We start from the raw sequence: 24,996 nt of genomic DNA, 5'->3' as shown, positions 1-24,996 counted from the left end.
AGCAAAAAATAAAAAAACAATCTCAGATTAAACCTTCCGTCGTTAATGCTTCTTGTACACTTTTACGTGGGCTAATTTTCTCTTCAATATATTGTTTTAGATGTTGATATTGGCTAAGGTCAACATTACCTACGGTTGCCCAACGATAGATGGTAAATAGATAAGCATCAGCAATAGTAAAGTTTTCACCGCAGATAAATTTACGCTTAGTCAACAAATTTTCCATATAGCTGAATTTTGTGATCAAGGATTTTATCACTATTTCGCGATAATTATCTGGCGTTAAAGGTGAAAATAGCGGGCTAAAGCCTTTATGTAATTCTGTGGCGATATAGTTAACCAATTCTAGCTGATGATAACGTTGTAGGCTGCTCATAGGTGCAATTAATTTATCATTTGATCCTGCGGCTTGATCGGCAATATATTGCAAAATAATCGCATTTTCCGTCAATATATCATGGTTATCTAACTGTAATACCGGTACCTGGCCTTTAGGATTAATCGTATAAAAATCTACTTCTTTCTCGGTACATTTTTTCTTTAAATCAACCCGTTCCATACTAAAATCTAAGCCAGTTTCTCTTAATACAATATGAGGGGCTAGTGAACAAGTTCCGGCAGAATAATAGAGTTTCATGGTGACATTCCTTTGGATTTAATAGGGTTTATTGCTGTTAAAATAACAGCATAGCAGTTGCTAAAAAATTTATTACTTTATTTGTATCTTGGCTAAGGAGAATATAAGGAGAATAATAGAAAGGCGCTAAATGGAAAAGCTGCCAATATCTGCAGCTTTTAGATAAATAATGAATAGCTTAGGTTTCGCTGGTGAGATCTTTAACTTGTTTGGTTGGGCCATTTTTTTGCACTGAGGCAATCCCTTTCTGTACAGCGGCTTTGGTTTTATACATCTCACTGGTGGCAATAACTTCATGATTAGCGGCTTTTAACACAAAGTAGTATGGTTGCTCAGTGCTTTTACTACTTTTTTTGATTTCATAGTAACCCATGCGTGCTCCTATTGAAAAGAATGCTAATAACTTATTGAATATGGCTGACATTTTAATAACCTTAACACCCTAGAGTATATTAATTTAACCATTTCTAAATATGGAAGTAGTTTGAAAATTTGTCAAATTTATAAGTAGTTAGATTAAATTAATATTATTTATCATTTAAATAAAAACTATATTTTTCCTTTCAAGTAATATAAAAATATTTATTATATTATTGAATATTTAATTAAATATAATTAATTTTTATATAAAAATTCGCTCTGGATATGACTATTTGAATGTAATTTGATATTTATTTTTATTGGCTAATTTATAATTATTATTAGGATAGATAAAATCAATAGGGAGTCAAAATGAGTTATAACAATGCCACCATGCCAATTTCGTTAACATCCTATAAAAAGCTAAATCCAGATAGAGAGTTTATCGCAATTAAGTTGTATCCGGTTTCTAAGGAGATTAACAATATTAACAATAGCGCTCAACGTCTTGCCAATAATGTAAAACTCAATGATAGTGGATTAAACCGCGAAAAAAATATAGTTTCAACACTGTCCAATTTTTCTGTCTTTTTGAATTCCCATTTACATGATGTTTTTATGACTGCCAAAAATGCAGAAAATACATTACAGCAAGCAAAGTTGCAAAGTGAAAATTTATATTCTACGCCTTTTGATGTAATTAGAGAACAGGAGCCTATTTATCATGTTCCTAATGATGCAATTGAAAAACAAGTGTCTGTCAATAACCGAGATCATTATAGTGTTATTGATGATGGGCTCAATAATGACAAAGTTTATCATGCGCACGGATATGCTAAGGTAGGAGGAGATAGCCACATTTATGCAACGGTTAATGAAAGTGCTGTTGGAGAAAAGCCCCACATTTATGACGAAATTGGCTATGCTGCTATTGGTGAAAATGAGGAGCCTATTTATGAAGAAATTGGCAATTATGCCAGTGATAGAGCAACAAACCATTTGCATAGTAATAAAGAGATAAATATAACTAAGCCAAATAATTTTTCTTCTATTGAAAACATGGTTTTTGCAGAAGTTAAGTTCAATAATGAACGAAATAAGATAACGCAATTGGCAGAACAAACCTTTGCTGTGCCTAAATCTTTTATTTCTCGTCTTGCTAGCTCTATATGGAATGCTTTGTTTGGTACGAAAAATGAATCAAAGATAGTACCGCCTGCTGAGTTGGTCGCTCGTGCGATGCATCTTAATATAAAAGGAGTTTGTGATGCGTTAAATAATGCGATAGCTGAAAAAAATGTTGATGGTATTTTTAGACAGCCACCAAATAATTCAATCTATAAAAAAGATGATCCTGAAAAATTACTCAAAGCATTCAATAACGATAACTGTTTTTCTGATCCTATCGCCTTGGCATGGATGGTAAAATTATATATAGATCAAAATATGCCTAAAATTACGATGGAAGAATTTAATACAATTAACGGGCAAAAGCTAGAGCAAAAGCTATTAGCTGATTTAATTGAGAAAAAAATTGATCAAGTAAATAGTAATAAAACAAAAGATAATTTGAAAGCGTGTTTTACTACGATAGCAAACACATTAAAATTTGGTAAAACGTTAGGGTCTAATGATAACCCATTTAATTCGGTCAATATTATTGGTTCAATGTTAACTGGCTTGATAAAACAACCTGAGGAATTCGTTGCTGAAGAATTTGTTGCTAAACAACTTGATTCTGAGGGATTCTTTTCTGAAAAGTTTGCTGTTAAAGCATCTTATGATAAAGAATTTGCCACAAAACTAAATGCGGCTAAAAAAGATGCTGCAAAAGAACTTAATGATTATATGAATTATATAAATTATAATAAAAATGAAATTTCCAACCTGATAGGAAATACTTTAATAAACAGTTAAAATATTTATAATTAACAGACCACTACTATAAATAATACTGTTGACAAATAATAAATTATTTTTCAAACAATATTTGGTAGTGGTTTTAATGTAAATCTTTATATCAAAATTCAACTTGCTTGTTAATCATGACATTAGCGTTATTCCTGCTAAAGTATAATTTTCTTACTCACTAAATTAAAATAAAATTAACCAATAATTAACACTATTGCTTATTTTAAATATATTAAATAACCTATTTAATACAATGCGATTTATAATGCTATTTTAATTATATTGAGTATCCACATAATTATATGAATTTATTTTATAACTATTTCATTATCTATAGATAATATACTTACTGTTTATAAAAAGTTAGCTATTTATTTCGTAAATAATAGAAAAGCTAAATTTGGTATTGGTGTTATTTAATTATATTTAAAATTGTCGGTGCAAATATATAAAATAAATAATGGAGTTAAAATGCGTTTAGATAGTTTTTCCAACACCAACAATACTGAACCATCATGGACAGAAACAACCCCGATAATATCAACAATTCAAAGAAGCTTTAATAATTTTATCAATACAGTAACGAGTTTGGTAAATAATTTCGCGGGAGTAAAAAATAGTTCCAGTGAATTTGAATGGAAATCAAGGGATGCTTTTAGCTATTCATCCCAACCGCTAAAATTTCCCGTTGAATTACGTAAAGTGAGTTCATTATCGTCAGATGGAATGACTTTAACCAGCCAAAACGCGCCAGAGGTAGCACGATTATCTTCTGTAAAATCCGAAAGCGCTTTATCAAAAACAGCAGAGTTGGCACGATCAACTTCTGTGAAATCAGAAAGTGCTATTTTAAATGCAAAACAACAGAAAACTAGCTTCAATGATTTTTTCAAATTTAATATGTCTACTTTTTGGCAGAAAAATGTTTCCTCAACCAATGATAATGTTGATCAAAATAAAGTCGCAGCAACGAAAATTGCTGAAGTTGCTAAAGCGTGTGTAGAAGAAGCGATGCACACAGGTATTGGGGGAATTTGTGCCAATTTAAATCAACATATCAACAACAAGCATGTTGAAGGTATTTTTAGGGGAGAGCCTAGTAGTCAATTTTATTCCAAAAATGATAATAGCAAACTGATTAAGGCATTTAGTACACCAGAATTACAATCTGAACCCATCGCCTTGGCCTGGATGGTAAAAACCTATTTAGGTGAATTTTTTCCCAAAGTCACAATGGATGAATTAGATAAAATTATGACAATGGATAAAAGTGCGCCAGAGGAAGTGCAACAATTAGACCAGATCGTGGCACAAGAGGAATTTAAACATTTAATGGACGACAAAATTAATACTATTATATCAGAGAAAACACAAAATAATCTGAAAGCTTGCTTTGCTTCAATGGCACAGGCATTGCGTTTGGCTGAGAGTGATGAAAATATTCAAGGTTTGACAAAATCGAGTATAGTGACCTCAATGTTACCCAGAGTCATCGATATAACGCCTGCACAATTTATGAGTTATACCGCAAATACAGGTAGGATCACCGATTTGATGGCAAATTATCTTACTAGCCAGCATTAATTTATCTAATTAACAACAGCCCGCCTTTAAATGATATCGTTAATAAGCCAATATTAAGCTAGGTATATTAATTTATTGGCGGGCTGATTATCTCTATTAGTCTTTTAATTCCAGTTCATTCATTGCAGCGATACTGAATCCACCGTCAACATGTAAAATCTCACCGGTAACACCCGCCGATAAATCAGAACAGAGAAAAGCAGCACAATTGCCAACGTCTTCAGTCGTCACCGTGCGGCGAATGGGGGTCACTGATTCACAATGTGATAGCATTTTACGAAAATCTTTAATACCTGATGCCGCTAATGTGCGAATGGGACCGGCTGAAATGCCGTTAACTCGGATAGCTTCAGGCCCCATTGCGTTAGCCATATACCGAACATTTGCTTCCAGCGAGGCTTTTGCTAATCCCATAACATTATAGTTCGGGATCGCGCGTTCAGCGCCCAAATAGGTTAGGGTAACCAGAGCAGAATTAGAATTTAACATACTTCGGCAAGCTTTTGCCAACGCAACAAAGCTATATGAACTAATATCGTGGGCAATGCGGGATCCCTCGCGGGTGACCGCATCAACATAATCACCATCAAGTTGATCGGCTGGTGCATAGGCAATTGAATGGACAAAACCATCAAATTTAGGCCATACTTTTGCCAGCTCGGCAAATAATGCCGTGATACTTTCATCGGAAGCGACATCACATGGCAAAACAATACTAGAGCCAAAGTTGTTTGCCATCTCTTCCACGCGAGATTTCAGCTTATCCCCTTGATAACTGAAGGCCAGTTCAGCGCCTTGTTGATGCATTGCTTGTGCAATACCGTGAGCAATAGATAGTTTACTGGCTAAACCAGTGATCAGAATGCGCTTGCCGCTCATAAAGCCCATAAGCCGTATCCTTGTAAATTTTTAAATAATAATACTAATGTACACAGCATAAATTATCTATTGTAAATAGTATTTATGCATTATTTGTTTGATAAACGGCAAAGAGTTTATCATGACAGAAGAAAATATGTTGCATTACCTCGCTGATCCGATCAGTTTTTTTGTCTTTATACTAGATAACATCTTGTCGCCAGGCATCGGCAGATAAAAGTTCACCAAAGTGGCTAGCAATTAAGCGTCGGGTCACTTCATGTAAGGGGGAAGCAAGCACTTCGGCGGTATTACCTCTTTCGACCACAACGCCATTATCCATCACCAACACCTTATCGCTGATATGTTTCATCATACCAAGATGTTGAGTAACATAAATATAGGAAATGCCTTGTTTTTCTTGTAATTCAAGCATTAAATTGATGATTTGAGAACGCATTGTCATATCTAATGACGCCAGTGCTTCATCGGCAATAATAATTTCTGGTTGCAGGATCAACGCTCTTGCCAGCGCAACGCGTTGTTTTTGACCCGCGGCTAACATATGCGGATAATAGCCAGCGTGATCAGGTAATAGCCCAACTTGGCGCAGGGTCTGTTCTATACGCTCTTCACGTTCGTGAACGGAAAGTGAAGTATTTAGAATCAAAGGGATTTCAAGAATTTGGCCGATACGCTGCCTAGGGGTTAAAGAAGTACTGGGATCCTGAAATATCATGCGTATGCGTTGACTACGGTAACTATAATCGCCAAAGTTAAGTTGATGGCCATTAATAAAAATTTCACCCCCACTGGGTTCAATCACGCCCGATAACATGCGGGCTAGGGTTGATTTACCTGAGCCGTTAGCGCCGATAATAGCCAAGGTTTCACCAGATTTTAGGGTAAAACTTAACGGTTTTACCGCTTCTAACAGTTGAGTTTGAAATAACCCGGTGCGATAACGAAAGGTTTTAGTCAGATTTTTTATTGACAGTAACGGCGTTGTCATGGTGTTTCCTCCATATTTAGAGGAAAATGGCAGGCAAAGGCCCGACTTTTTATGCTGCGTAGCGGCGGGGTTATAATACACGTTTTTTGCGCATAGGGACAACGAGGGCCAAGACGGCAACCAATCGGCAAGTGCTCTAGAGAAGGAATCGCCCCAGGTAGTGTATTTAGTCGACTTTTATGAGGAAGTGGGCTGCCAAAATCGGGAACAGCACGTATTAAGGCTTGGGTATAAGGATGATGAGGGCGGAGCAATAACTCTTCAGGAGTTGCACTTTCAACGGTTTGACCGCAATAGAGTACACTAATACGATCAACCAGTTTGCTCATCATTTGCATATCATGACTAATTAGTAGAATTGTCATATTATTGTTTTGATTTAATCTATCAAGCAGACGAAATATTTGCGCTTGCGTCGTGGATTCCATTGCATTGGTCGGTTCGTCTGCAATGAGTAATCGTGGCTGGTTTGCCAGCGCAATAGCTATCATCACTTTCTGACATTCACCTTCTGTCAGTTCATAAGGATAGCTGTACATAATGTCATTGTGATCTTTAATTCCCACACGATGAAGCAATTCAATTGCGCGTCGCCTACGCCAGCTAAATCGTTGCCACCATCGGCCTTTAAAAGTCCATTGAGGAATTGATTGAATAAGTTGTTTACCAATATTTTCAGCGGGATCTAAGCAGGATTGAGGTTCTTGAAAAATCATGGAAATATTATGACCTATCACTCTACGCCGTTGCCGTGCAGTGAGTTTTAGCAGATCAATATCAAGAAAATAAAAACGATCGGCAGTTACTTTTAGATTATCTTTAGTAACGCCGCAAATAGCCTTAGCAATTAAGCTCTTACCTGAACCAGATTCGCCAGCTAAGCCGCGAACTTCGCCTTCATTTAACTGCAAAGAAACATTATCGACTGCTTTTACTGGCCCTTTAGCAGTCATAAATTCGATAGTGAGGTTACGGATATCTAATAATGGCATTATTCCACCCCAGCATTAATCGCGCGATGTAAGCCATCACCAAGTAAGTTAACAAATAATACGCTGAACATAATGGCTGCACCAGGAAGAAAAACTGTCCATGGTGCCACATAAATCAACTCTAAACTATCACCAAGCATGGTACCCCATTCCGCAGTCGGTAATCTGGCACCTAAATCAAGAAAGCCTAAAGCAGCCATATCCAAAATGGCCATAGAGAGAGTACGAGTAATTTCTGTTACTAAGATAGGTGTGATATTGGGTAATACGGTATACCAAAGGATATAAAAATTTGAGGCACCGTCAAGTCGAGCGGCAAGAACATACTCTGTATCGAGTTCATCGCGTACAGCGCTGTAGATTGTTCTAACAATTCTTGGTAGCAAGGCTAACCAAATTGCTATCATTGCATTTTCAAGGCTTGAACCAGCAAAAGCAACAATAATAATCGCCAGTAGCAGGGAGGGAATGGATAATAGGGTATCTAACACATGATTTAAAATCGCTGATTTTAATCCATGGGTAATACCAGCTAAGCAACCCAATACTAATCCAACCAGTGTCGTACTAATGGTGATCACAAGTGCAGAGCCGAAGGTAGATACTGTACCGATAAGTAGTCGACTTAAAATATCACGGCCGAGATCATCAGTACCCAAAAAAAATGCCACATTGCCATAATGCGACCAGGATGGCGGCAGTAGCTGGTAGCCTAAAAATTGTTGGTTAATGGTATAGGGTGCTAAGTAGTCGCCAAGTAAAGTTAAAACCAGAAGAAAAACAACGCCATAAAATCCAGTCATCGCCAGAATATCATTAGAGAAAAATCGCCAGACAACCCGGATCGGCGATGGCATTTTTTGTTCGCGATAAAAATTATCTGAAGACATACCCATCCTTATATTTAGAAGGGTTCATCATAGCGCCTAAAATATCCGATATGACATTAACTAAAATAACTAAAGTACCAATAATCATTACGCCGGCAGAAATTGCTGAGTAATCATTTTGTCGAATCGCCGTTACTAACCAGCGGCCTAATCCTGGCCAATTAAAAACAAGTTCAGTGATCATTGCTAGTGTGATCATAGTAGAAAATTGCAAACCAAGCTTTGGAATAATGGGAGGAAGCGCATTGTGTAGTACATGGCGTTTGATGATGGTAATACGGGATAGTCCTCTAGTTGCCGCTGCTTTAATATAATTTTCTCCCATAACGGCTTCAGTACTATTTTTCATTAAACGTATCATTTCAGAAATTGGCGCAATGGCTAATGTAATAACTGGTAAAATCAAATGCTCTAATAGATTAATAAACATTTGACTACGATAGATTGAATCAGATAACCAAACATCGATCAGGGCAAAACCAGTAACCGGTTCAAGATCATACAGTAAATTAATTCGTCCAGAGACCGGTAACCAGCCTAACTTCAATGAAAAAAGCAGGATAAATAATAAAGCCAACACGAAAATTGGCATAGAAAAACCGATTAGGGTAAAAATTTTAATAATGTAATCAATGGGTTTATTTCGCCAAACACCAGCAATGATACCGGTTGGAATGCCGATTATTAACGCTAAAATAAACGCTAAAAAGCACAACTCCATGGTGGCAGGAAAAGTGGCATTTAGCTGATCGCTAATGGGCTGCCCATTAATACTAGAAAAACCAAAATTCCAATGTAACAAACTGGTTAAATAGAAAATATAGGCATCCCATAATGAAAGTCCACTTAAGGGAGCATCAGCAGTAAAATAGTTCAAACTAAAACTAACTAGCGTCAGTAGAAATAAGGTAATAATTAATAGTAATAACCGCCTTAATGCGTAAATAATCACCATGCAGCTCCTTCTGCATCATCAAAATAAGAGTCAGCCGGCAGTGGGGTTTTAATAGACTCATCACGATAAACGCCGGCAAAAGATGAATTACCAAAGGCACTAATAACTAGCCCTTTGATATCATAGCGATAAGCCTGTAAATGTAATGAATAAGCTAGCGGTAATACTGGTAATTCTTTTGCCAATAATGATTGCGCTTGATGGTAATAATTAATGCGCGATGAAATACTTTGGCTTACCAGCGCCTTGCGTAAAAGCTCATCAAAGTAGGGGTTGCACCATTTACTCCAATTAGTATGAGATTCAATTGCTGGGCAACTGAGTAGAGGACGGAAAAAACTATCTGGATCATTACTATCTGTTGACCAACCGTCAAGAACCATGTCATAGTTGCGATCATTAAGTTTATTTTCTAATAGGTTCCCTTCTACAGGATGAATATCCATCTTAATGCCTACCTTTGCTAGGTCTGCCTGAATAAGTTCTGCAGTTTTTAACGGACTTGGATTATATGATTGAGAAATCACGGGCACCCAAAGATCTAATTTCATACCAGATAAGCCTAGCTCTTCCAGCATTTGTTTGGCCTTTTCTGGATTATAGTCTGTCACTTTAATTTGATTATCATATGCCCATGAAGCTCTTGGTAACACCGAAGTTGCGGTTTCGGCGGTGCCATAATAAATAGATTGCATTAATCTTTCATTATTAATTGAATATGCAATGGCTTGTCTAACTTTTAATTGATCAAAAGGCGGATTACTGGTGTTAAAAATCAGATAGGCGATATTCATGCCAGCTCGCATCGATAGCCGTAAACGGGCATCTTCACGTAACACCTTTAATTGACTAGCCGCTGGGTAGGCTAAAACATCGCATTCGCCAGTTAATAATTTAGATATGCGTCCTGTACCGCCGACGCCAAGATCAATCACAACTTGCTTCATTAAAGGTTTGCCTTTCCAATAATTATCATGGCGAGAAAGTTTGATAAATTGACCAGTTTGATAACCTACCAACATGAAAGGACCAGTACCAACAGGTTGCCAATCAATAAATTCTTTATGATTAATTTTATTAAGATATTGTGCATATTCTTGCGAAAGTATTGGGGCATAGCGAGTAGCCAAATGCCAGAGAAATGACGCATCAGGCGTATATAATTTAAATTCAACCGTATAATTATCTATCTTACGAATACTACGGATATTGTTAGCTAATTGTAGGCTATCGAAGTAAGGATAGTTGCCTCCACCTACATAATGATAAGGATGATTTTTATCAAACATACGGGAAAAACTAAATACAACGTCATCGGCATTCAGCGTTCGTGTCGGTGTGAACCAATCCGTTGTTTGAAATGGAATATTGCGTTTTAAATAGAACCGATAAGTTGCGCCTTTATCAAATGATTTCCAATGGGAGGCCAGTTCTGAATTTAGTTTGTAAGTAAATGGATTAACTTCTAATAACCGATCGTAGAGTTGAGCGGCAAGTGGATCAATAATCAGCCCTGTGCTGGCAATTTGAGGATTAAATGTGGTGACAATGCCATTAACACAATAAATAAAACTGGTTTGACGAATTTGTGGCGGAAGGGTATCTGCTAATGCATTTATTGTCCCTACATTTATTAAAATAATCCATAAAATTAGGTACCGCATATAAAAACCTATTATAAGTGCGAATGGCTTTATTGTAGCTTAACTCCTGCTATGCAACAAAATAGAGTTGATAAAATTATTGGTTATTTATTGAGAAAAATTCTCAATAAAGTGCTTTGCAAATGTTATTGATAACTATTATTATTAACCAGTCTGCTAAACAGGTTATCGTCAAATAGTAGCCTTAATTTACTGTAGACACGACATTGCTCACATTGCTTCTATAATGTTTTAATATTCTTGCCAGCATCGGGTGCTGGCTCTTTTCTTAATAACTTATTCTTATTTATTATTTTGGTTATCGGGCAAGTTATGCTTTTTCAGTAATCCCCTTAATTGATGATAGGTTAATTTTAATTGCTGTGCGGCTAGCCGCTGATTATACTGGCTTATTTTTAATGCTTGTTCGAGCAAAATTTTTTCCACTGTATGCTGCCAATGTTTTAAATTAATCGGAAGCTCAGGCAGAGCGTTATTTTCTTTTGTTACCGCCGATATCATTGAACCATTAGTAAAAGGGTCGAAGACAATCAAATCTAGTGGTTCAGTGCTATCGCCATTTCGATAAACGGAACGTTCAATAACATTCTTTAATTCACGCACATTGCCTGGCCAAGAATAAATTAACAAATTTTTTTGCGCTTTAATGGAAAATCCTGGAAAAAAAGGCAGATTGAGCTCGCGGCACATATTAATAGCAAAATGTTCGGCCAGTAACATAATATCTGCTAAACGCTCACGCAATGGCGGAATGTGGATGACATCAAAGGCCAGACGGTCAAGTAGATCGGCCCGAAATAAGCCTTTGCTAGCTAATTGAGGTAAATTAGCGTTGGTCGCGCAAATAAGCCTAACATTGACTTTAAGACTTTGGCTACCACCGACCCGTTCTAGTTGGCCATATTCTATCACACGCAATAATTTTTCTTGCACAATCATTGGGGTGGTTGCCAGTTCGTCAAGAAAAAGTGTGCCCCGATCCGCGCGCTCAAAGCGGCCTAAATGTCTTTTTTGTGCACCCGTAAATGCGCCAGCTTCATGGCCAAATAATTCGGAATCTAACAAATTTTCATTTAGTCCACTGCAATTAAGGGAAATAAAGGGCTCTTGCCAACGGGGTGACAGGTAATGAAGGCGATTAGCAATCAGCTCCTTACCTGTCCCACGCTCACCAGTAACTAAAACCGGTTTACTCAGTTTGGCAAGGGCAGAAGTTTGCTCCAGTATTTCTAAGAAGTTATCAGCAGTGCCAAGAATATTATCAATAGAGTCTTGTGTGGTCATTTTAGCCATTTATTAGTCATTTTAATTAATATATAAATTATAGCGAAAAGTTATGTAAAAGATAAAAAATAAAAATAGTTGTATTTCATGTTGTTATATTAATTTATTAAGTTGGCATGAATATTGTTTATCAATAACTAAAGTTAGAAAAATAAATGACAAATTAATCATTCAATATAAATTGAGGAATTTATCAATGGGCATTTTTACACGTTTCGCAGATATCATTAATGCTAATGTTGCTTCTTTATTAGATAAAGCAGAAGATCCACAGAAAATGATCCGTCTAATGATCCAAGAAATGGAAGATATGTTAGTTGAGTCCCGTTCAATATCGGCGCGCACTTTAGCAGAGCAAAAAGGGTTAGAACGTCGTATTGCTAGTGGTGAAAAACAAATTATGCAATGGCAGGAAAAAGCAGAATTGGCGCTAGTTAAGGATAAAGAAGATTTAGCTCGTGCCGCATTAATTGAAAAGCAAAAAGTGGCTAATCTGGTTGATACACTAAAAAGTGAGTTAATCATGGTTGATGAGACTTTAGTGCGTATGAAAGGTGAGATTGCCGAATTAGAGCAAAAATTGACGGAAACACGGGCAAAGCAGCAGACCATGATATTAAGGCATCAAGCTGCGCAATCCAGCCGTGATGTGCGTCGGCAGTTAGATAATGGTAAGCTGGATGAAGCGCTTGCGCGTTTTGAGCAGTTTGAGCAGCGAATTGATCATATGGAAAGTGAAGCACAAAGTTATCATTTAGGTAAACAAAAATCTTTAGAGCAGCAGTTTGCTGAATTGAAAGCTGATGATGAAATCAGTGAGCAATTGGCTGCGTTGAAAGCTAAACTGAACAAAGAAGAGTAATCTTTTGGTAGCCAAAATTAATGATGAATAAGGAAATGTGATGGGCTCTATATTTATTGGGTTAGTTTTATTGATCTTTGTTATCTTTATTCTACCTATTTGGTTATGGTGCCACTATGGTAAAAAAGGTGTTAGCCATAGTCAATTAACGCAGAATGAGATCCAGCGACTAACGCAGTTAGCCGAGCGAGCACAACGCATGCAGCAACGGATCAAAGCGCTGGAAGATATTCTGGATGCAGAACATCCAAATTGGAGGCAACTATAATGGCAAAAATGGGCGATAGAAAACTTTATCGACTTACTGATCAGCGTATGATTGGTGGTGTTTGCGCAGGGCTGGCGCATTACTTTGATTTACCAGTGAATTTAGTTAGGGCACTGGCAGTTGTGGCATTATTTTTGGGATTTTTTGCCATTACTATCGTTATTTATCTGTTAATGTGGTTTTTTATTGAACCTTCACCGATAGGTTATCAGGATGAAACGCATACTGGTGTTAAAGTAACTAAGTTACTAAATGAAATTGATCAGCAATTGAAGGCCGGTGAAAAAAAACTGCGCCAGATGGAACGCTATATCACTTCTGATAGTTTTAGTATTGATAGTCGCATCAATAAATTATAACTATTTGGCAAACTGCGGTAGAGTAAATGATGCTCTACCGTAAAATCATTTTCCTTATCAATTAAAATTATCCTATGTTTTAGCAGAGTAATATGATGTTATGCGGGCAAAAATTTAAGCTTTTGAGCAAAAAGACGGCAAGAATAGCCATAATTATGGCTATTGATTACGCGCCAGCTGGAATAATCGGTCTAATGTTAAAATATATTAGCCGAAAACCTTTGCGATGGTTTATGTTAATAGTTATGCAGCCATTGCTACGTCTAGGTATTGCTAAACTTGTGCGTAATTTGTTGTGGGAGAAATATGAAAAGATTGCGAAGTGAGCTTAGTGAACTTGTCAATCGAAGTGTAGATCGTCATGTCCGTATAGCGGTTACTGGGCTTAGTCGTAGTGGTAAAACGGCATTTATCACGTCACTAGTCAGTCAGTTACTGCATGTGCACAGTGGCGCGCGTTTACCACTTTTTTCCGCTGCAAGAGATGGTCGTCTATTAGGTGCAAAACGGATCCCACAAAAACATTTTAATATTCCTCGTTTTGCTTATGACGAAGGTATAGCGGCATTGTACCATTCTCCTCCTCAATGGCCGATTCCTACTAGTGGGATCAGTGAAATATGTTTACAACTGCGTTATCGATCACAACGCAGTTTGCTACGCCACGTTAAAGAGACTTCTAATTTATATATTGAAATTATTGACTATCCAGGCGAATGGTTGCTGGATCTACCTATGTTAACTCAGGACTATTTTAGTTGGTCACGGCAAATGCAACAGCTATTAGAAGGCTGTAATAATGAAAGAGCACAGCAATGGTTGCAACTTTGCCAACAGTGCGATCCTTTTGCGCCGGCTGATGAGAAATTATTAGCCAATGTTGCCCAGGCTTATACCGATTACTTGGTTTTTTGTAAACAACAGGGACTCTATTTTATTCAACCAGGGCGATTTATTTTACCTGGTGATCTTGCCGGGGCACCAGTATTGCAGTTTTTTCCTTGGCTTAATATTGATACAACGGATGAACAGAAATTAAAGCAAGCGGACAAACAGTCTAATATTGGTATGCTGCAACAGCGTTATAACTATTATTGCCAGAAAATTATCAAGCGTTTTTATAAAGAATATTTTCAACATTTTGATCGGCAAATTGTCTTAGTTGACTGTTTAACTGCGTTAAATAATGGTTCGACAGCATTTAATGATATGCAGAACGCGTTGACCCAAATTATGCGTAGCTTTCATTATGGTAAAAGGACATTATTGCGGCGAATATTCTCACCTCGTATTGATAAATTACTTTTTGCGGCGAGTAAAGTTGATCATATAACCCATGATCAACAGGCCAATTTAGTCTCATTGCTACAGCAATTAGTTCGTGCGGCCTGGCAAAATGCAGCTTTTGAAGGGATCAGCTTGGATTGTATCGCGCTGGCTTCAATTCAGGCGACGGAAAATGGCAGGATTGAATATCAGGGAGAGCAGTTACCTGCATTAAAGGGACATAGATTAAGTGATGGTCAATTAATGACCTTTTTCCCTGGCGAGGTGCCAAGACGTTTGCCTAATGCTGATTTTTGGTTAAAGCAGGGATTTGATTTTGAATCTTTTCGGCCTCGCGAAACAGCGCCTGATCAGCCTGTTGCTCATATTCGATTGGATAGTGCTTTAGAATTTTTACTCGGAGATAAATTGAAATGAGTAAACCGCTAAAATCCCGCATCGATTTTGATGAGTCTTTGCCATCAAATAAACAACCAAAGTTAAAAAAAGCCAAAGTATTTGATCCATTAGTATCTGAACAATTCGCCGCTAGCAGACAGCAAACAGAACATGATGAGCGAGAAGGTGAAATTGAGGCACTGGTTAATGCTGCGCTCAAACCGCGCTATAGTTTTTGGCGTAAACTGGTGGTTATCGCATTTAGCTTAATTGTGGTTAGTCTTTTTGCCCAGACAGCTCAATGGGTCTATCAAGCGTGGTTAAAGCAAGATTGGGTTTCTTTAGCTTTTGTCACGGCGGGTGGCTTAATTATTATTGCCGCTATTGGCAGCATAATAACCGAATGGCGGCGACTTTATTATTTAAAAGAACGTAGTCAAGAACGCATCCAGGCCAAAGCATTTTTACAAAGTTATGGTATGCATGGTGGGCGTGAATTTTGTCTAAAGCTAGGCCAACAATCGGCGATTGGCCTAGATCATCCGGCGATGAAGCGTTGGCAGAGAACCATTCATGATAGTCATAATGATAAAGAAATTGTGACTCTTTATAGTCAATTAGTGCAACCTATTTTAGATGAGCAAGCTAGAAAAGAGATCAATCGCTCATCCGCTGAATCGGCGTTAATGATTGCCGTTAGTCCATTGGCCATTGTCGACATGGCATTTATTGCCTGGCGCAATATTCGATTAATTAATCGCATTGCTGCTATTTATGGGATTGAACTGGGTTATTATAGTCGTATTAGATTATTCAAAATGGTATTGCTTAATATTGCCTTTGCGGGGGCAAGTGAGTTGGTGCGTGAAATTGGTATGGATTGGTTATCGCAAGATATCATGGCTAGGCTCTCTACTCGAGCAGCTCAGGGAATTGGAGCCGGTTTACTAACGGCTCGGTTAGGTATTAAAACGATGGAGTTATGCCGTCCTTTACCCTGGATGGATGATAAACCGAAATTGGCTGATTTTCGCCGTCAATTATTCAGCCAATTAAAAAATATTATGCCAAAGACTGTTGAACATAAAAATGTTTAACCAATCGACTATTTAGCTTAATGGCGTCATTCTTTAATTATCCTCCGTGTTGACTAAATGGTGCGAGCAATAATTAATGCTTATTCTTTTATAATTTCTTGTGTTAGTGCGTATGCGATAAAATATTTTCTATGGTAGCTTATTAAATAAAAATGCATACTTAATTAATTGAATAGTAAATTATATCGATATAAGGTTCTCAGCGATGCGATTAGAAGTGATTTGCCAAGATCGAATGGGTTTAACACGTGAATTACTTGATTTACTTGTTTTACAAAACATTGACCTTGAAGGGATTGAGATTTCACCAAATCGTAATATTTATCTCAAATTTGCTCAAGTCGACACCACGACGTTTCAACAGTTAATGACTGAAATTCGACGTATTCGCGGTGTTAAAGATGTAAAAACAGTCTCTTTTGTGCCTTCTGAACATGAAAAAAAACTATTATTGACTTTATTAAATACTTTTCCTGATCCTATTTTTTCGGTTAATGCTAAAGCTAATATCGCATTAGCCAATTCTGCGATGTTAAAATTGTTTGCTATTCATAATAACCAGTTAAAAGAAAAAAAATTTAATCAGCTAATAAATCATCCGCGTTTGGCAAAATTACTAGAACAAAATAATTTACAATCTTATTCTGAACGAGTGTTGATTAAAGGTAATAAATATCTGCTTCAGGTTACGCCAATTAATAACCATAAAACCACGGGTTCGACTGAAAACGCAGGCGCTATTATTCTACTAAAGGCGTTGCCCGCAGAGCAGCAGTATCAAGCAAACGAAAAGGAAAAAACAGATAGTTTTGCTCACATCATTGCGGTCAGTCCCAAAATGAGCCAGCTAGTTGAACATTTAAAAAAAATAGCCCTACTTGATGAACCGTTGCTATTGGTTGGTGAAACAGGAACGGGTAAAGATATTTTAGCTAAAGCATCTCACTTACAGAGCATGAGAGGTAATAAACCTTTCTTAGGATTGAATTGTGCATCGATGCCAGAGGATGTTGTAGAAAGTGAACTATTTGGTTACGCAGCAGGGGCTTATCCCAATGCCATTGAGGCCAAAAAGGGATTTTTTGAGTATGCCAATGGGGGGACTGTTTTATTAGACGAAATTGGCGAAATGTCGTCACAAATGCAGATCAAATTGTTACGTTTCTTAAACGATGGTACCTTTCGCCGGGTAGGTGAAGAGCAAGAAGTTAAAGTTGATGTCAGAGTGATCTGCGCAACACAAAAAAATTTGTTGGAATTAGTTGAAAAGGGACAATTTAGGCAAGATCTTTATTATCGCCTACATGTATTAACGGTAAGCTTGCCCCCGTTGCGTGAAAGGCAAGCAGATATAATGCCGCTTACGGAAGAATTTGTCAGGCAATTTTCACAGGAACAACGCATTGAAAAACCCAAACTTTCACCTAAATTAGCGCCTTATCTTGCCAATTATCATTGGCCTGGTAACGTAAGGCAGCTACGTAATGTTCTCTATCAGGCTTTAATTCAGTTGGCGGGACGAGAATTAACACCGCAAGATATTATTTTGCCGGATCTAAAAGATATTTCTCTATTTTCCGCCGAACAATTAAATGGCACGTTAGATGAATTGATAAAACATTTTGAAGCTTCAATATTAGCGCGACTTTATCAAGATTATCCTAGTACGCGTAAATTAGCAAAGCGGCTTAATGTATCGCATACTGCTATTGCCAATAAGTTGCGGGAGTATGGATTAAGTCATAAAAAAGAGAATGAGGGTGAGTGATATAGTGTAACCGAAATTGAGATAGCGATAAGTTTTATCGCTATCGAATCAAAGCTACACAAATAGCTTAATTAAAAGATATTTTCATTAGTATTATTATCACTATCTTAATGCATTAAGAGCAGCATCATAGTTGGGTTCATGGGTAATTTCATCAACTAATTCACTATAAATGACTTTATCATTTTCATCGATAATAACCACAGCACGAGCGGTCAAACCTTTTAATGGCCCAGAAGTCATTTCTACGCCATAGTCTTTACTGAAACTTGGTGCACGAAAGATTGATAATGTAACTACATTATCTAGCGCCTCTGCGCCACAAAAGCGGCTCTGTGCAAAAGGAAGATCGGCAGAGATACACAATACAACGCTGTTTTCTAGTTGGCTGACTAACTGGTTAAATTTGCGAACAGAGGTAGCACAGACACCGGTATCAATACTGGGAAATATATTAAGAATTTTTCGTTTGCCTTGATAATCTGACAAAGACTTTTCTGCCAGATCGTTAGCAACTAGGGTAAATTCTTTAGCTTTATCACCCGGTTGCAAGAAAGTGCCATTGATTGCAACAGGTTGCCCTTTGAAATTTGTACTAGTTGACATCTTATCCTTTCCTCCCTTAATAACATTTAGTTCAACAATTCTAAATGAAAATAATTAAGTTTCCTATCTAAATCGTTACAACAACTTGTTATATCTAATTGTTTTAACCAAATTATTTTCTATAATTATAATAAACTAGGGATATAATATGGAAATCTATATGCTTCGCTATAAAACAGCATTAGCAATATTCTTTTTTAATTGTATCGTGAATACTAAACCTGCAGTAGCTGCGTTAGTGGCTAGAGGGGATGCATTAGCTGAAAAACAAGAGGTAGTTAGGCAAATTAACGCTGATCCTGCTTCTTTAGATCCAATTAGCGAGATTGGTTTAGCCGAAGCACATGTAATACGTGATTTATTTGAAGGATTAACTAATCAAAATGAAGCCGGCCGTCCTATTCCAGGTGTAGCAAATAGTTGGACAAATGCCGGTAATCGGATTTGGTTTTTTTATTTAAGGCCAGATGCTAAGTGGTCAAATGGTGACCCTGTCACGGCTAAAGATTTTGTCTATAGTTGGCGTCGCTTGGTTGATCCGGTAAATCACTCACCATTTGCTTATTTTGCCACCCTGGCGGGGATTAAAAATGCGCAAAAAATTATTAATAATGAATTACCCATTGAAAAGTTAGGCGTCGAAGCGCTTGACAACCATACTTTGAAAGTGACTTTGGAGCAGCCAGCACCCTATTTTCTAAATTTAACTAGTCATTTTAGTTTCTTTCCTGTTAATCAAAAAATAATTGCTAGATATGGCCAAAATTGGCTCACACCGACTAACTTAGTCGGCAATGGTGCTTTTAGGCTAACTGAGCGTATTGCTGGCGAAAAAATAATTTTACAACCTAATCGATACTATTGGGATCATAAAAATACAATTTTAACTAAGGTGACCTTTGTACCGATTAAGCAAAGTGCTCGCGCATGGCAGAGTTATTTTGCCGGTGATGTTGTTGAAACTGAATTTTTACCTGAGCATTTAGATAGTAAATTGCTGCAGCAAATACCGGATGAGTTTTATTTAGTCGGGCAGTTGGCGACTTATTACTATGTTTTTAATACCCAAAAGCCACCCACTGATGATAGGCGAGTAAGAAGAGCATTAACTGTATCAATTAATAGAGATGTTATTACCAACAAAATATTAGCTGATGGAGAAAAAGCTGCTTACCGTTTTATACCAGATGTTATTGCAGATTTTACTCCTGAAAGAGGCTTTTATGATGGCTATGGACAAAAAGAGTTGGACGAACAAGCTAGAGTTCTATTACATCTAGCGGGATTTAGTAGCCATAATCCATTAAAGCTTTCTCTTGTCTACAATAATTCAGAAAATAATAAAAAGGTGGCTATTGCTATTGCCTCAATGTGGAAAAGAAAGTTAGGTGCTGAGATAACTTTGGTTAATCAGCAATGGAAAACTTACAATGAGAGTCGTAATTCCGGTCATTTTAATGTGTTGGGTGCAGCCAGAGTTGCTGAATATAATGAGCCATCTAGTTTTTTAAATGTCATGGTATCTTCTAACCGTGGTAATTGGGCTAAATTTCAAAATAGTGACTATGACCAAATTATTGCCTCGGCGATGATGGAAAAGAGTATTAAAAATCGTAATCGATTTTATAATCGAGCAGAAAAAATGTTGTTAACACATGCACCTATTGCACCGGTTTACTATTATAGTCGCGGATACTTAATAAAATCTTGGTTAAAGGGCTATCTAGTCAATAATCCAGAAAATGTAAGTTATAGCCATACACTTTATGTTATTAAACATTAATTCAATACTAAATTAGTCTGCTTAATGCAGGGCAGTGATGAAATTTATGCCCTGACGTATCATCAGGCGACTAAGATTGTAAATTAGACAACTAGAATCGATAACCTAAACCAATATTAAATCCATTGACTGTGGGATTTGTGTGATCGTTATGACTATTCGCTCCTTCATAGCTTAAATAGAGGCTGAGCATTTTGATCGGGTTGATTTTTATTCCGGCTCCCCAACTAAGGCCGGTGGTATGTTTCATTGAATCAATCACTATATTTTCGATCTCAAATTTCTCTGTGTTTTTTAGGGTAAAACGGGCAAAACCGATGGTGCTATATAGCGTTAAATAATCATTGAAACGATAACTGGGGCCGGCTTGTAAGCTGAGGTAATCAATATTAACTTTATGTTTAACAAGTTGATGGAGATTATTGAAGCTGTACCAATGATTAACACCTTTATTCCAGCTTATCGATGTTAATACTCCCCAATGGTTATCTATTTGGTAGTCATAGTTAAGGTTTAACCCGGTAAGAGAATTACCATGATAATAGAGATTAGAATAGCCTAGACTGAAGGTTTGCGATTGAGGAGAAGCTGAAAATCCTGTAGGCGAAAAAAATAAATGGGTCATTAAGGTAAAAATAACTGTTTTTTTCATAACTGTCCCTAGTTTATGGTTTCTATGATTAATTATTTTAATTATTTTAATTATTTTTCATTTGTGATCAACTTTTTATTAATTTGTATTTAATTATAATATCTTGAATTTAAATGTATTATTAATTAATTTGAATTTAATTTATTTTTGTTTTAATTAATTTTTGTGATGAATTTTGACGAATAGAAAGGCTTAACGACATAAAAATAAAATGTTAGTCGCAATTAATCATATAACAATCGAGTAAGAAAGCTTTAATTAAACAGAAATAGGACTATTTTTAAAAGGAAAAAACAAAATTGACCGTAATAGGGGGATATGTGTTGTGGCTATTTATGGCTCAATAATTCAGGGCTCTGAATCTGTACATGCATACCAATTAGATGGTGAAGGTGGATTTATTGCTATCGATGTTAATGCGGAAGCGACACCACAAATGCCGTTTTGGCTTCACTATGATTATAGAAATAAAGCCAGTTATCAATGGATAAAGCATTCTGGATTATTCAATTCAACGATTAAAGATGGACTAACTGGAAATATTAATCGGTTGCGTATAATAAGAACCGGTGATGGCACACTGGTTAATTTACAAACGATTAATAAAAATATCGGTGACCGGCCTGAACAGTTGGTTGCCTTTCGTATTTATATTAATAATCAGGTAATTATTTCTAGTCGCCACCGTAAAGTTAAATCCCTTGAGCCTGTTATTGACGATCTAACTCATCATGTTGGCGCAAAAACGAGCGGAGAATGGTTAGTGGAGGTCGCTGATTCGATTAACGATGAAGTCAGTGATTTTACCGATATATTGCATGATCGTTTAATTAAAATGGAAGAAAAAATATTAACTGAAGAGATCCCGGAACGGGGAAAATTAGCGTTATTAAGAAAACAGATTATTATCGTGCGCCGCTATATGTCTACTCAACGGGATGTTTTTGCTCGTTTAGCCACCGAAAAATTTCTATGGATGAGCGATGACGATCGCCACCGTATGCAGGAAAATGCCGAAAGGCTTGGGCGATGTATTGATGAATTAGATGGTTTTGTTGCTCGTACCGCTGTTATAACCGATGAAATTAATGCATTGATTTCAGAAGCAACTAATAAACGAATTTATACTATGTCAATGTTAGCGATTGTTTTTCTTCCATCAACCTTTTTAACCGGCTTATTTGGCGTCAACCTAAATGGTATTCCAGGTAGCGAGTTTAAATTTGCATTTAGTATTTTTTGTTTATTGTTAAGTTGTTTAATTACTTTTGTTATCTGGTGGTTAAAGAGAGGGAAGTGGTTATAAAATAAAACATTTTCTAATATAAAATTTCTAGTTATTTAGTTTAGTAAAAATAAATTGAGCTATATCAAGAAAATTTATACCTAATTAAGGCAGAATTGATTTCGCAGGTGAATGCAACGTTAAGCGATGAACGTTGTGCTCCATAATTGTAGTTTTTCTCATATTGAGTTCTTATACAGAATAATTGACCGCTATCAGCCGATGTATAATACATCGGCTTTTTTTATTTTATTTCAACAATATTAACCCGATTTGAGTGAGGGCTATCTGACTCGGTAGCATGGTGGGCGTTAATTATGGAAAATGTTTCGTTATCAAATGCTAAATCGCCACCATTAACAATGTTGCTGGTATGATTAATCTGTTTGAAGTTGAATAGGTTACTGTCGCATAAATGAGAAGGAACAATATTTTGCATTGCTTGAAACATAGTCTCAATTCGCCCTGGGTACTGTTTGTCCCATTCTCTTAGCATTTTGCCTATAACTTGCCGTTGTAAATTGGGTTGAGAACCACAAAGATTGCAAGGAATAATTGGAAATGCTTTAATTTTTGCGTAGTTAGCAATATCTTTTTCCCGGCAATAGGCTAAAGGTCGTATAACGATATGTTTACCATTGTCACTCATTAGCTTAGGTGGCATCCCTTTGAGTTTGCCACCATAAAACATATTGAGAAATACGGTTTGTAAAATATCATCCCGGTGATGGCCTAATGCAATTTTAGTGGCTCCCAGTTCGCTGGCAGTTCGATATAAGATACCGCGACGTAGGCGAGAGCATAGTGAGCAGGTCGTTTTTCCTGCCGGTATTTTTTCTTTCACAATACCATAAGTATTTTCTGCCACTATTTGGTATTCAATACCGAGTTTATCGAGATAAGATGGCAAAATGTCGGCCGGAAAACCGGGTTGTTTTTGGTCAAGATTGACGGCAAACAGAGTAAAATTTACTGGCGCGCTTTTTTGTAAATTTTGTAATATTGATAATAGGGTGTAACTATCTTTGCCACCAGAAAGACAAACCATAATGCGATCATTTTCTTCAATCATATTGAAATCAGCGATCGCTTGGCCAACGTTACGACGTAACTTTTTTTGTAGTTTATTAAAGTTATACTGTTCTTTTTGTTGATTCATATTTATTACTGATGTATTAAAGGTAATCGATTTTATTATCAAAAGAATGATTTTTTAAATCCACCGCGATAAAAAACGCGACCAGTTTAGGCTAGTTTAGAGCAAAAGAAAACTTTTGCTGATTATTTAGTTTTACCTCAATACTGGCAATTAGTGTTTCGATTATCTTACCATTGTGATAATTAGTTTATATTTAGGAGTATAAATGAACGGATTGGCTTATTTATTAATGTCGATTGTGGCTGAAGTGATTGCAACCACATCATTAAAGGCTTCTGATGGTTTTACCCGTTTGTTACCATCAATTATTGTTGTTGTTGGTTATAGCATTTCATTTTTTGGCTTATCACAAGTAGTCAAAATGATGCCATTAGGTATTGCCTATGCTATTTGGTCTGGTTTAGGCATCGTGCTGGTGTCAGTGGCAGCGTTGTTTCTTTATCAGCAAAAATTAGATTGGCCAGCTATTTTAGGGATTTTGTTAATTATTTCTGGGGTTTTAGTTATTAATCTTGTTTCTAAAACTAGTATTCATTGATAATGGTTATTTATAAGGTGTATTAGGTAATAATCTATTGAATCTCAAACTTATTGAGCGGTTTGACAGTTTCTCGCTAGTGAGCCGTAATATTTCCATAAAGTCATCATAGTGAAAGCTGGACTGATAATTATTAGTCCAGCTAGAATTGTCTTAATGATTATTTTTTTTAAACCATAAAAATTGGCTTAACAGGATAATTATTGCCAGCAAAAAATAAGCGATAAAAATAATTAATAACCATACGGACATTTCAATATTTAAAAATGACCACTGTTTTTGGATACAGTCACCATAGGCTTCAAAAACAGCTGGAAACCAGTGATTAAGTGGCAGCCATGATGGAAGATTAACGGCAAAATCGCACGAGTCAAAAGGTGATGGGTAAAATTTTAGTCTGGTATGTTCCCAGGTTAGCTTCAATCCTTGCCAACTACTGTATAACCATAAAATGAGTGCCACGAAGCGAAGAGTACTTTTTGGCGCGATGACAGCAATTAAACCGGCTGCCAAGATAGCAAACAGTGCAATCCTTTCGTAAATGCATAATACACAAGGTCTTAGGCCCATACCGTGTTGAAAATAAAGTGCAATAATTTCTAAAATACAGGCGCTGATAGCCAGTAATAACCAGGCTTTTCTGGTTTGTGAGTATGAGTAAAAAAATTTAAGCATGTTTATTCTATTCCATTTCTTCGATAAGTTAGTGAGGGAAGCATATGATCTTATTTTGTTTACGCCAAAAAAAATAGCTAATTTAAATTTCTAATAAGATAGGATAATGAATTGAATTGTAAATAAATTTTC

Annotated in this window: 23 protein-coding genes and 1 pseudogene; 11 read left to right on the top strand and 13 right to left on the bottom strand. The window is 36.6% G+C overall.

The annotated features are described in order from the left end of the window. Window positions 1–22 precede the first annotated feature (22 nt). Together gstA and QE177_RS07540 are read right to left on the bottom strand one after the other, a co-directional pair. Entirely contained in the window at window positions 23–637 is a 615-nt protein-coding gene (gstA, locus tag QE177_RS07545) for a glutathione transferase GstA (RefSeq protein WP_280548432.1), read from the bottom strand. A gap of 178 nt (window positions 638–815) precedes the next feature. Further along, window positions 816–1,010, bottom strand: coding sequence for a YegP family protein (locus QE177_RS07540; RefSeq protein WP_026823288.1), 195 nt, complete (start codon window positions 1,008–1,010; stop codon window positions 816–818). A gap of 359 nt (window positions 1,011–1,369) precedes the next feature. Here QE177_RS07540 and QE177_RS07535 point away from each other — a divergent pair, with 359 nt between their 5' ends. Together QE177_RS07535 and QE177_RS07530 are read left to right on the top strand one after the other, a co-directional pair. Then, the gene (locus QE177_RS07535) at window positions 1,370–2,914 is read left to right on the top strand and encodes a hypothetical protein (protein ID WP_280548428.1); all 1,545 of its coding nucleotides are present in this window, start codon (window positions 1,370–1,372) and stop codon (window positions 2,912–2,914) included. Window positions 2,915–3,379: 465 nt separating this feature from the next. After that, window positions 3,380–4,492, top strand: coding sequence for a hypothetical protein (locus tag QE177_RS07530; protein ID WP_280548426.1), 1,113 nt, complete (start codon window positions 3,380–3,382; stop codon window positions 4,490–4,492). Window positions 4,493–4,588: 96 nt separating this feature from the next. On the opposite strand, the gene fabI is transcribed toward QE177_RS07530, so the two are convergent. The 7 genes from fabI to pspF all read right to left on the bottom strand — a co-directional run bounded on the left by fabI (window position 4,589) and on the right by pspF (window position 12,147). Then, the gene (gene fabI / locus QE177_RS07525) at window positions 4,589–5,380 is read right to left on the bottom strand and encodes an enoyl-ACP reductase FabI (protein ID WP_280548424.1); all 792 of its coding nucleotides are present in this window, start codon (window positions 5,378–5,380) and stop codon (window positions 4,589–4,591) included. Between the two features lie 172 nt (window positions 5,381–5,552). Then, window positions 5,553–6,362, bottom strand: a complete 810-nt coding sequence (gene sapF / locus QE177_RS07520) for a putrescine export ABC transporter ATP-binding protein SapF (protein ID WP_280548422.1) — start codon at window positions 6,360–6,362, stop codon at window positions 5,553–5,555. Next, a complete protein-coding gene (sapD, locus tag QE177_RS07515) occupies window positions 6,359–7,354 on the bottom strand; it encodes a putrescine export ABC transporter ATP-binding protein SapD (protein ID WP_280548420.1) in 996 nt (331 codons plus the stop codon). Before sapD ends, sapF begins: the two co-directional genes overlap by 4 nt. Continuing rightward, on the bottom strand, window positions 7,354–8,244 hold the full coding sequence (gene sapC, locus QE177_RS07510) for a putrescine export ABC transporter permease SapC (protein ID WP_280548418.1): 891 nt from the start codon (window positions 8,242–8,244) through the stop codon (window positions 7,354–7,356). Before sapC ends, sapD begins: the two co-directional genes overlap by 1 nt. Beyond that, complete coding sequence (sapB, locus tag QE177_RS07505) at window positions 8,231–9,196, bottom strand: putrescine export ABC transporter permease SapB (RefSeq protein WP_280552239.1); 966 nt, start codon at window positions 9,194–9,196, stop codon at window positions 8,231–8,233. The genes sapC and sapB overlap by 14 nt, the downstream gene beginning before the upstream one ends. Continuing rightward, entirely contained in the window at window positions 9,193–10,863 is a 1,671-nt protein-coding gene (gene sapA, locus QE177_RS07500) for an ABC transporter substrate-binding protein SapA (protein ID WP_280548415.1), read from the bottom strand. The genes sapB and sapA overlap by 4 nt, the downstream gene beginning before the upstream one ends. A 282-nt stretch (window positions 10,864–11,145) precedes the next feature. Next, window positions 11,146–12,147, bottom strand: coding sequence for a phage shock protein operon transcriptional activator (gene pspF, locus QE177_RS07495; protein WP_280552238.1), 1,002 nt, complete (start codon window positions 12,145–12,147; stop codon window positions 11,146–11,148). A 196-nt stretch (window positions 12,148–12,343) separates the two neighbouring features. Between pspF and pspA the strand changes: the two genes are divergently transcribed. The 6 genes from pspA (at window position 12,344) to tyrR (ending at window position 18,166) form a co-directional block, all read left to right on the top strand. Beyond that, complete coding sequence (pspA, locus tag QE177_RS07490) at window positions 12,344–13,009, top strand: phage shock protein PspA (RefSeq protein WP_280548413.1); 666 nt, start codon at window positions 12,344–12,346, stop codon at window positions 13,007–13,009. 40 nt (window positions 13,010–13,049) lie between these two features. Continuing rightward, entirely contained in the window at window positions 13,050–13,277 is a 228-nt protein-coding gene (gene pspB, locus QE177_RS07485; protein WP_280548411.1) for an envelope stress response membrane protein PspB, read from the top strand. Then, entirely contained in the window at window positions 13,277–13,636 is a 360-nt protein-coding gene (pspC, locus tag QE177_RS07480) for an envelope stress response membrane protein PspC (protein WP_280548409.1), read from the top strand. The genes pspB and pspC overlap by 1 nt, the downstream gene beginning before the upstream one ends. Before the next feature lie 306 nt (window positions 13,637–13,942). After that, window positions 13,943–15,340 (top strand): YcjX family protein, encoded by a 1,398-nt coding sequence (locus tag QE177_RS07475; RefSeq protein WP_280548406.1) that lies wholly within the window; start codon window positions 13,943–13,945, stop codon window positions 15,338–15,340. Then, window positions 15,337–16,398 (top strand): TIGR01620 family protein, encoded by a 1,062-nt coding sequence (locus QE177_RS07470; RefSeq protein WP_280548404.1) that lies wholly within the window; start codon window positions 15,337–15,339, stop codon window positions 16,396–16,398. Before QE177_RS07475 ends, QE177_RS07470 begins: the two co-directional genes overlap by 4 nt. Window positions 16,399–16,603: 205 nt before the next feature. Beyond that, on the top strand, window positions 16,604–18,166 hold the full coding sequence (gene tyrR / locus QE177_RS07465) for a transcriptional regulator TyrR (RefSeq protein ID WP_280548402.1): 1,563 nt from the start codon (window positions 16,604–16,606) through the stop codon (window positions 18,164–18,166). Window positions 18,167–18,268: 102 nt separating this feature from the next. Here tyrR and tpx read toward each other — a convergent pair whose 3' ends face one another. After that, on the bottom strand, window positions 18,269–18,772 hold the full coding sequence (gene tpx, locus QE177_RS07460; RefSeq protein WP_280548400.1) for a thiol peroxidase: 504 nt from the start codon (window positions 18,770–18,772) through the stop codon (window positions 18,269–18,271). Between the two features lie 148 nt (window positions 18,773–18,920). Here tpx and QE177_RS07455 point away from each other — a divergent pair, with 148 nt between their 5' ends. Further along, a complete protein-coding gene (locus QE177_RS07455) occupies window positions 18,921–20,555 on the top strand; it encodes a peptide ABC transporter substrate-binding protein (protein WP_280548398.1) in 1,635 nt (544 codons plus the stop codon). A gap of 91 nt (window positions 20,556–20,646) precedes the next feature. Here QE177_RS07455 and QE177_RS07450 read toward each other — a convergent pair whose 3' ends face one another. After that, complete coding sequence (locus QE177_RS07450) at window positions 20,647–21,207, bottom strand: Ail/Lom family outer membrane beta-barrel protein (RefSeq protein ID WP_280548395.1); 561 nt, start codon at window positions 21,205–21,207, stop codon at window positions 20,647–20,649. A 316-nt stretch (window positions 21,208–21,523) separates the two neighbouring features. Between QE177_RS07450 and zntB the strand changes: the two genes are divergently transcribed. Continuing rightward, window positions 21,524–22,513, top strand: coding sequence for a zinc transporter ZntB (zntB, locus tag QE177_RS07445; RefSeq protein ID WP_280552237.1), 990 nt, complete (start codon window positions 21,524–21,526; stop codon window positions 22,511–22,513). A 313-nt stretch (window positions 22,514–22,826) separates the two neighbouring features. Here zntB and ttcA read toward each other — a convergent pair. After that, window positions 22,827–23,657, bottom strand: a pseudogene (gene ttcA, locus QE177_RS07440) (tRNA 2-thiocytidine(32) synthetase TtcA); the annotation flags it as partial. 199 nt (window positions 23,658–23,856) lie between these two features. Between ttcA and QE177_RS07435 the strand changes: the two are divergent. After that, complete coding sequence (locus QE177_RS07435; protein ID WP_280548393.1) at window positions 23,857–24,189, top strand: multidrug efflux SMR transporter; 333 nt, start codon at window positions 23,857–23,859, stop codon at window positions 24,187–24,189. A 153-nt stretch (window positions 24,190–24,342) separates the two neighbouring features. Here QE177_RS07435 and dsbB read toward each other — a convergent pair whose 3' ends face one another. Further along, a complete protein-coding gene (gene dsbB, locus QE177_RS07430) occupies window positions 24,343–24,864 on the bottom strand; it encodes a disulfide bond formation protein DsbB (RefSeq protein WP_280548391.1) in 522 nt (173 codons plus the stop codon). Between the last annotated feature and the right edge of the window lie 132 nt (window positions 24,865–24,996).

Source organism: Arsenophonus sp. aPb (assembly GCF_029873475.1).
In the GTDB taxonomy this organism is placed as follows: domain Bacteria; phylum Pseudomonadota; class Gammaproteobacteria; order Enterobacterales; family Enterobacteriaceae; genus Arsenophonus.
The sequence above is the reverse complement of the archived record's forward strand: the minus strand, read 5'-3'. Positions and strand labels throughout refer to the sequence as shown.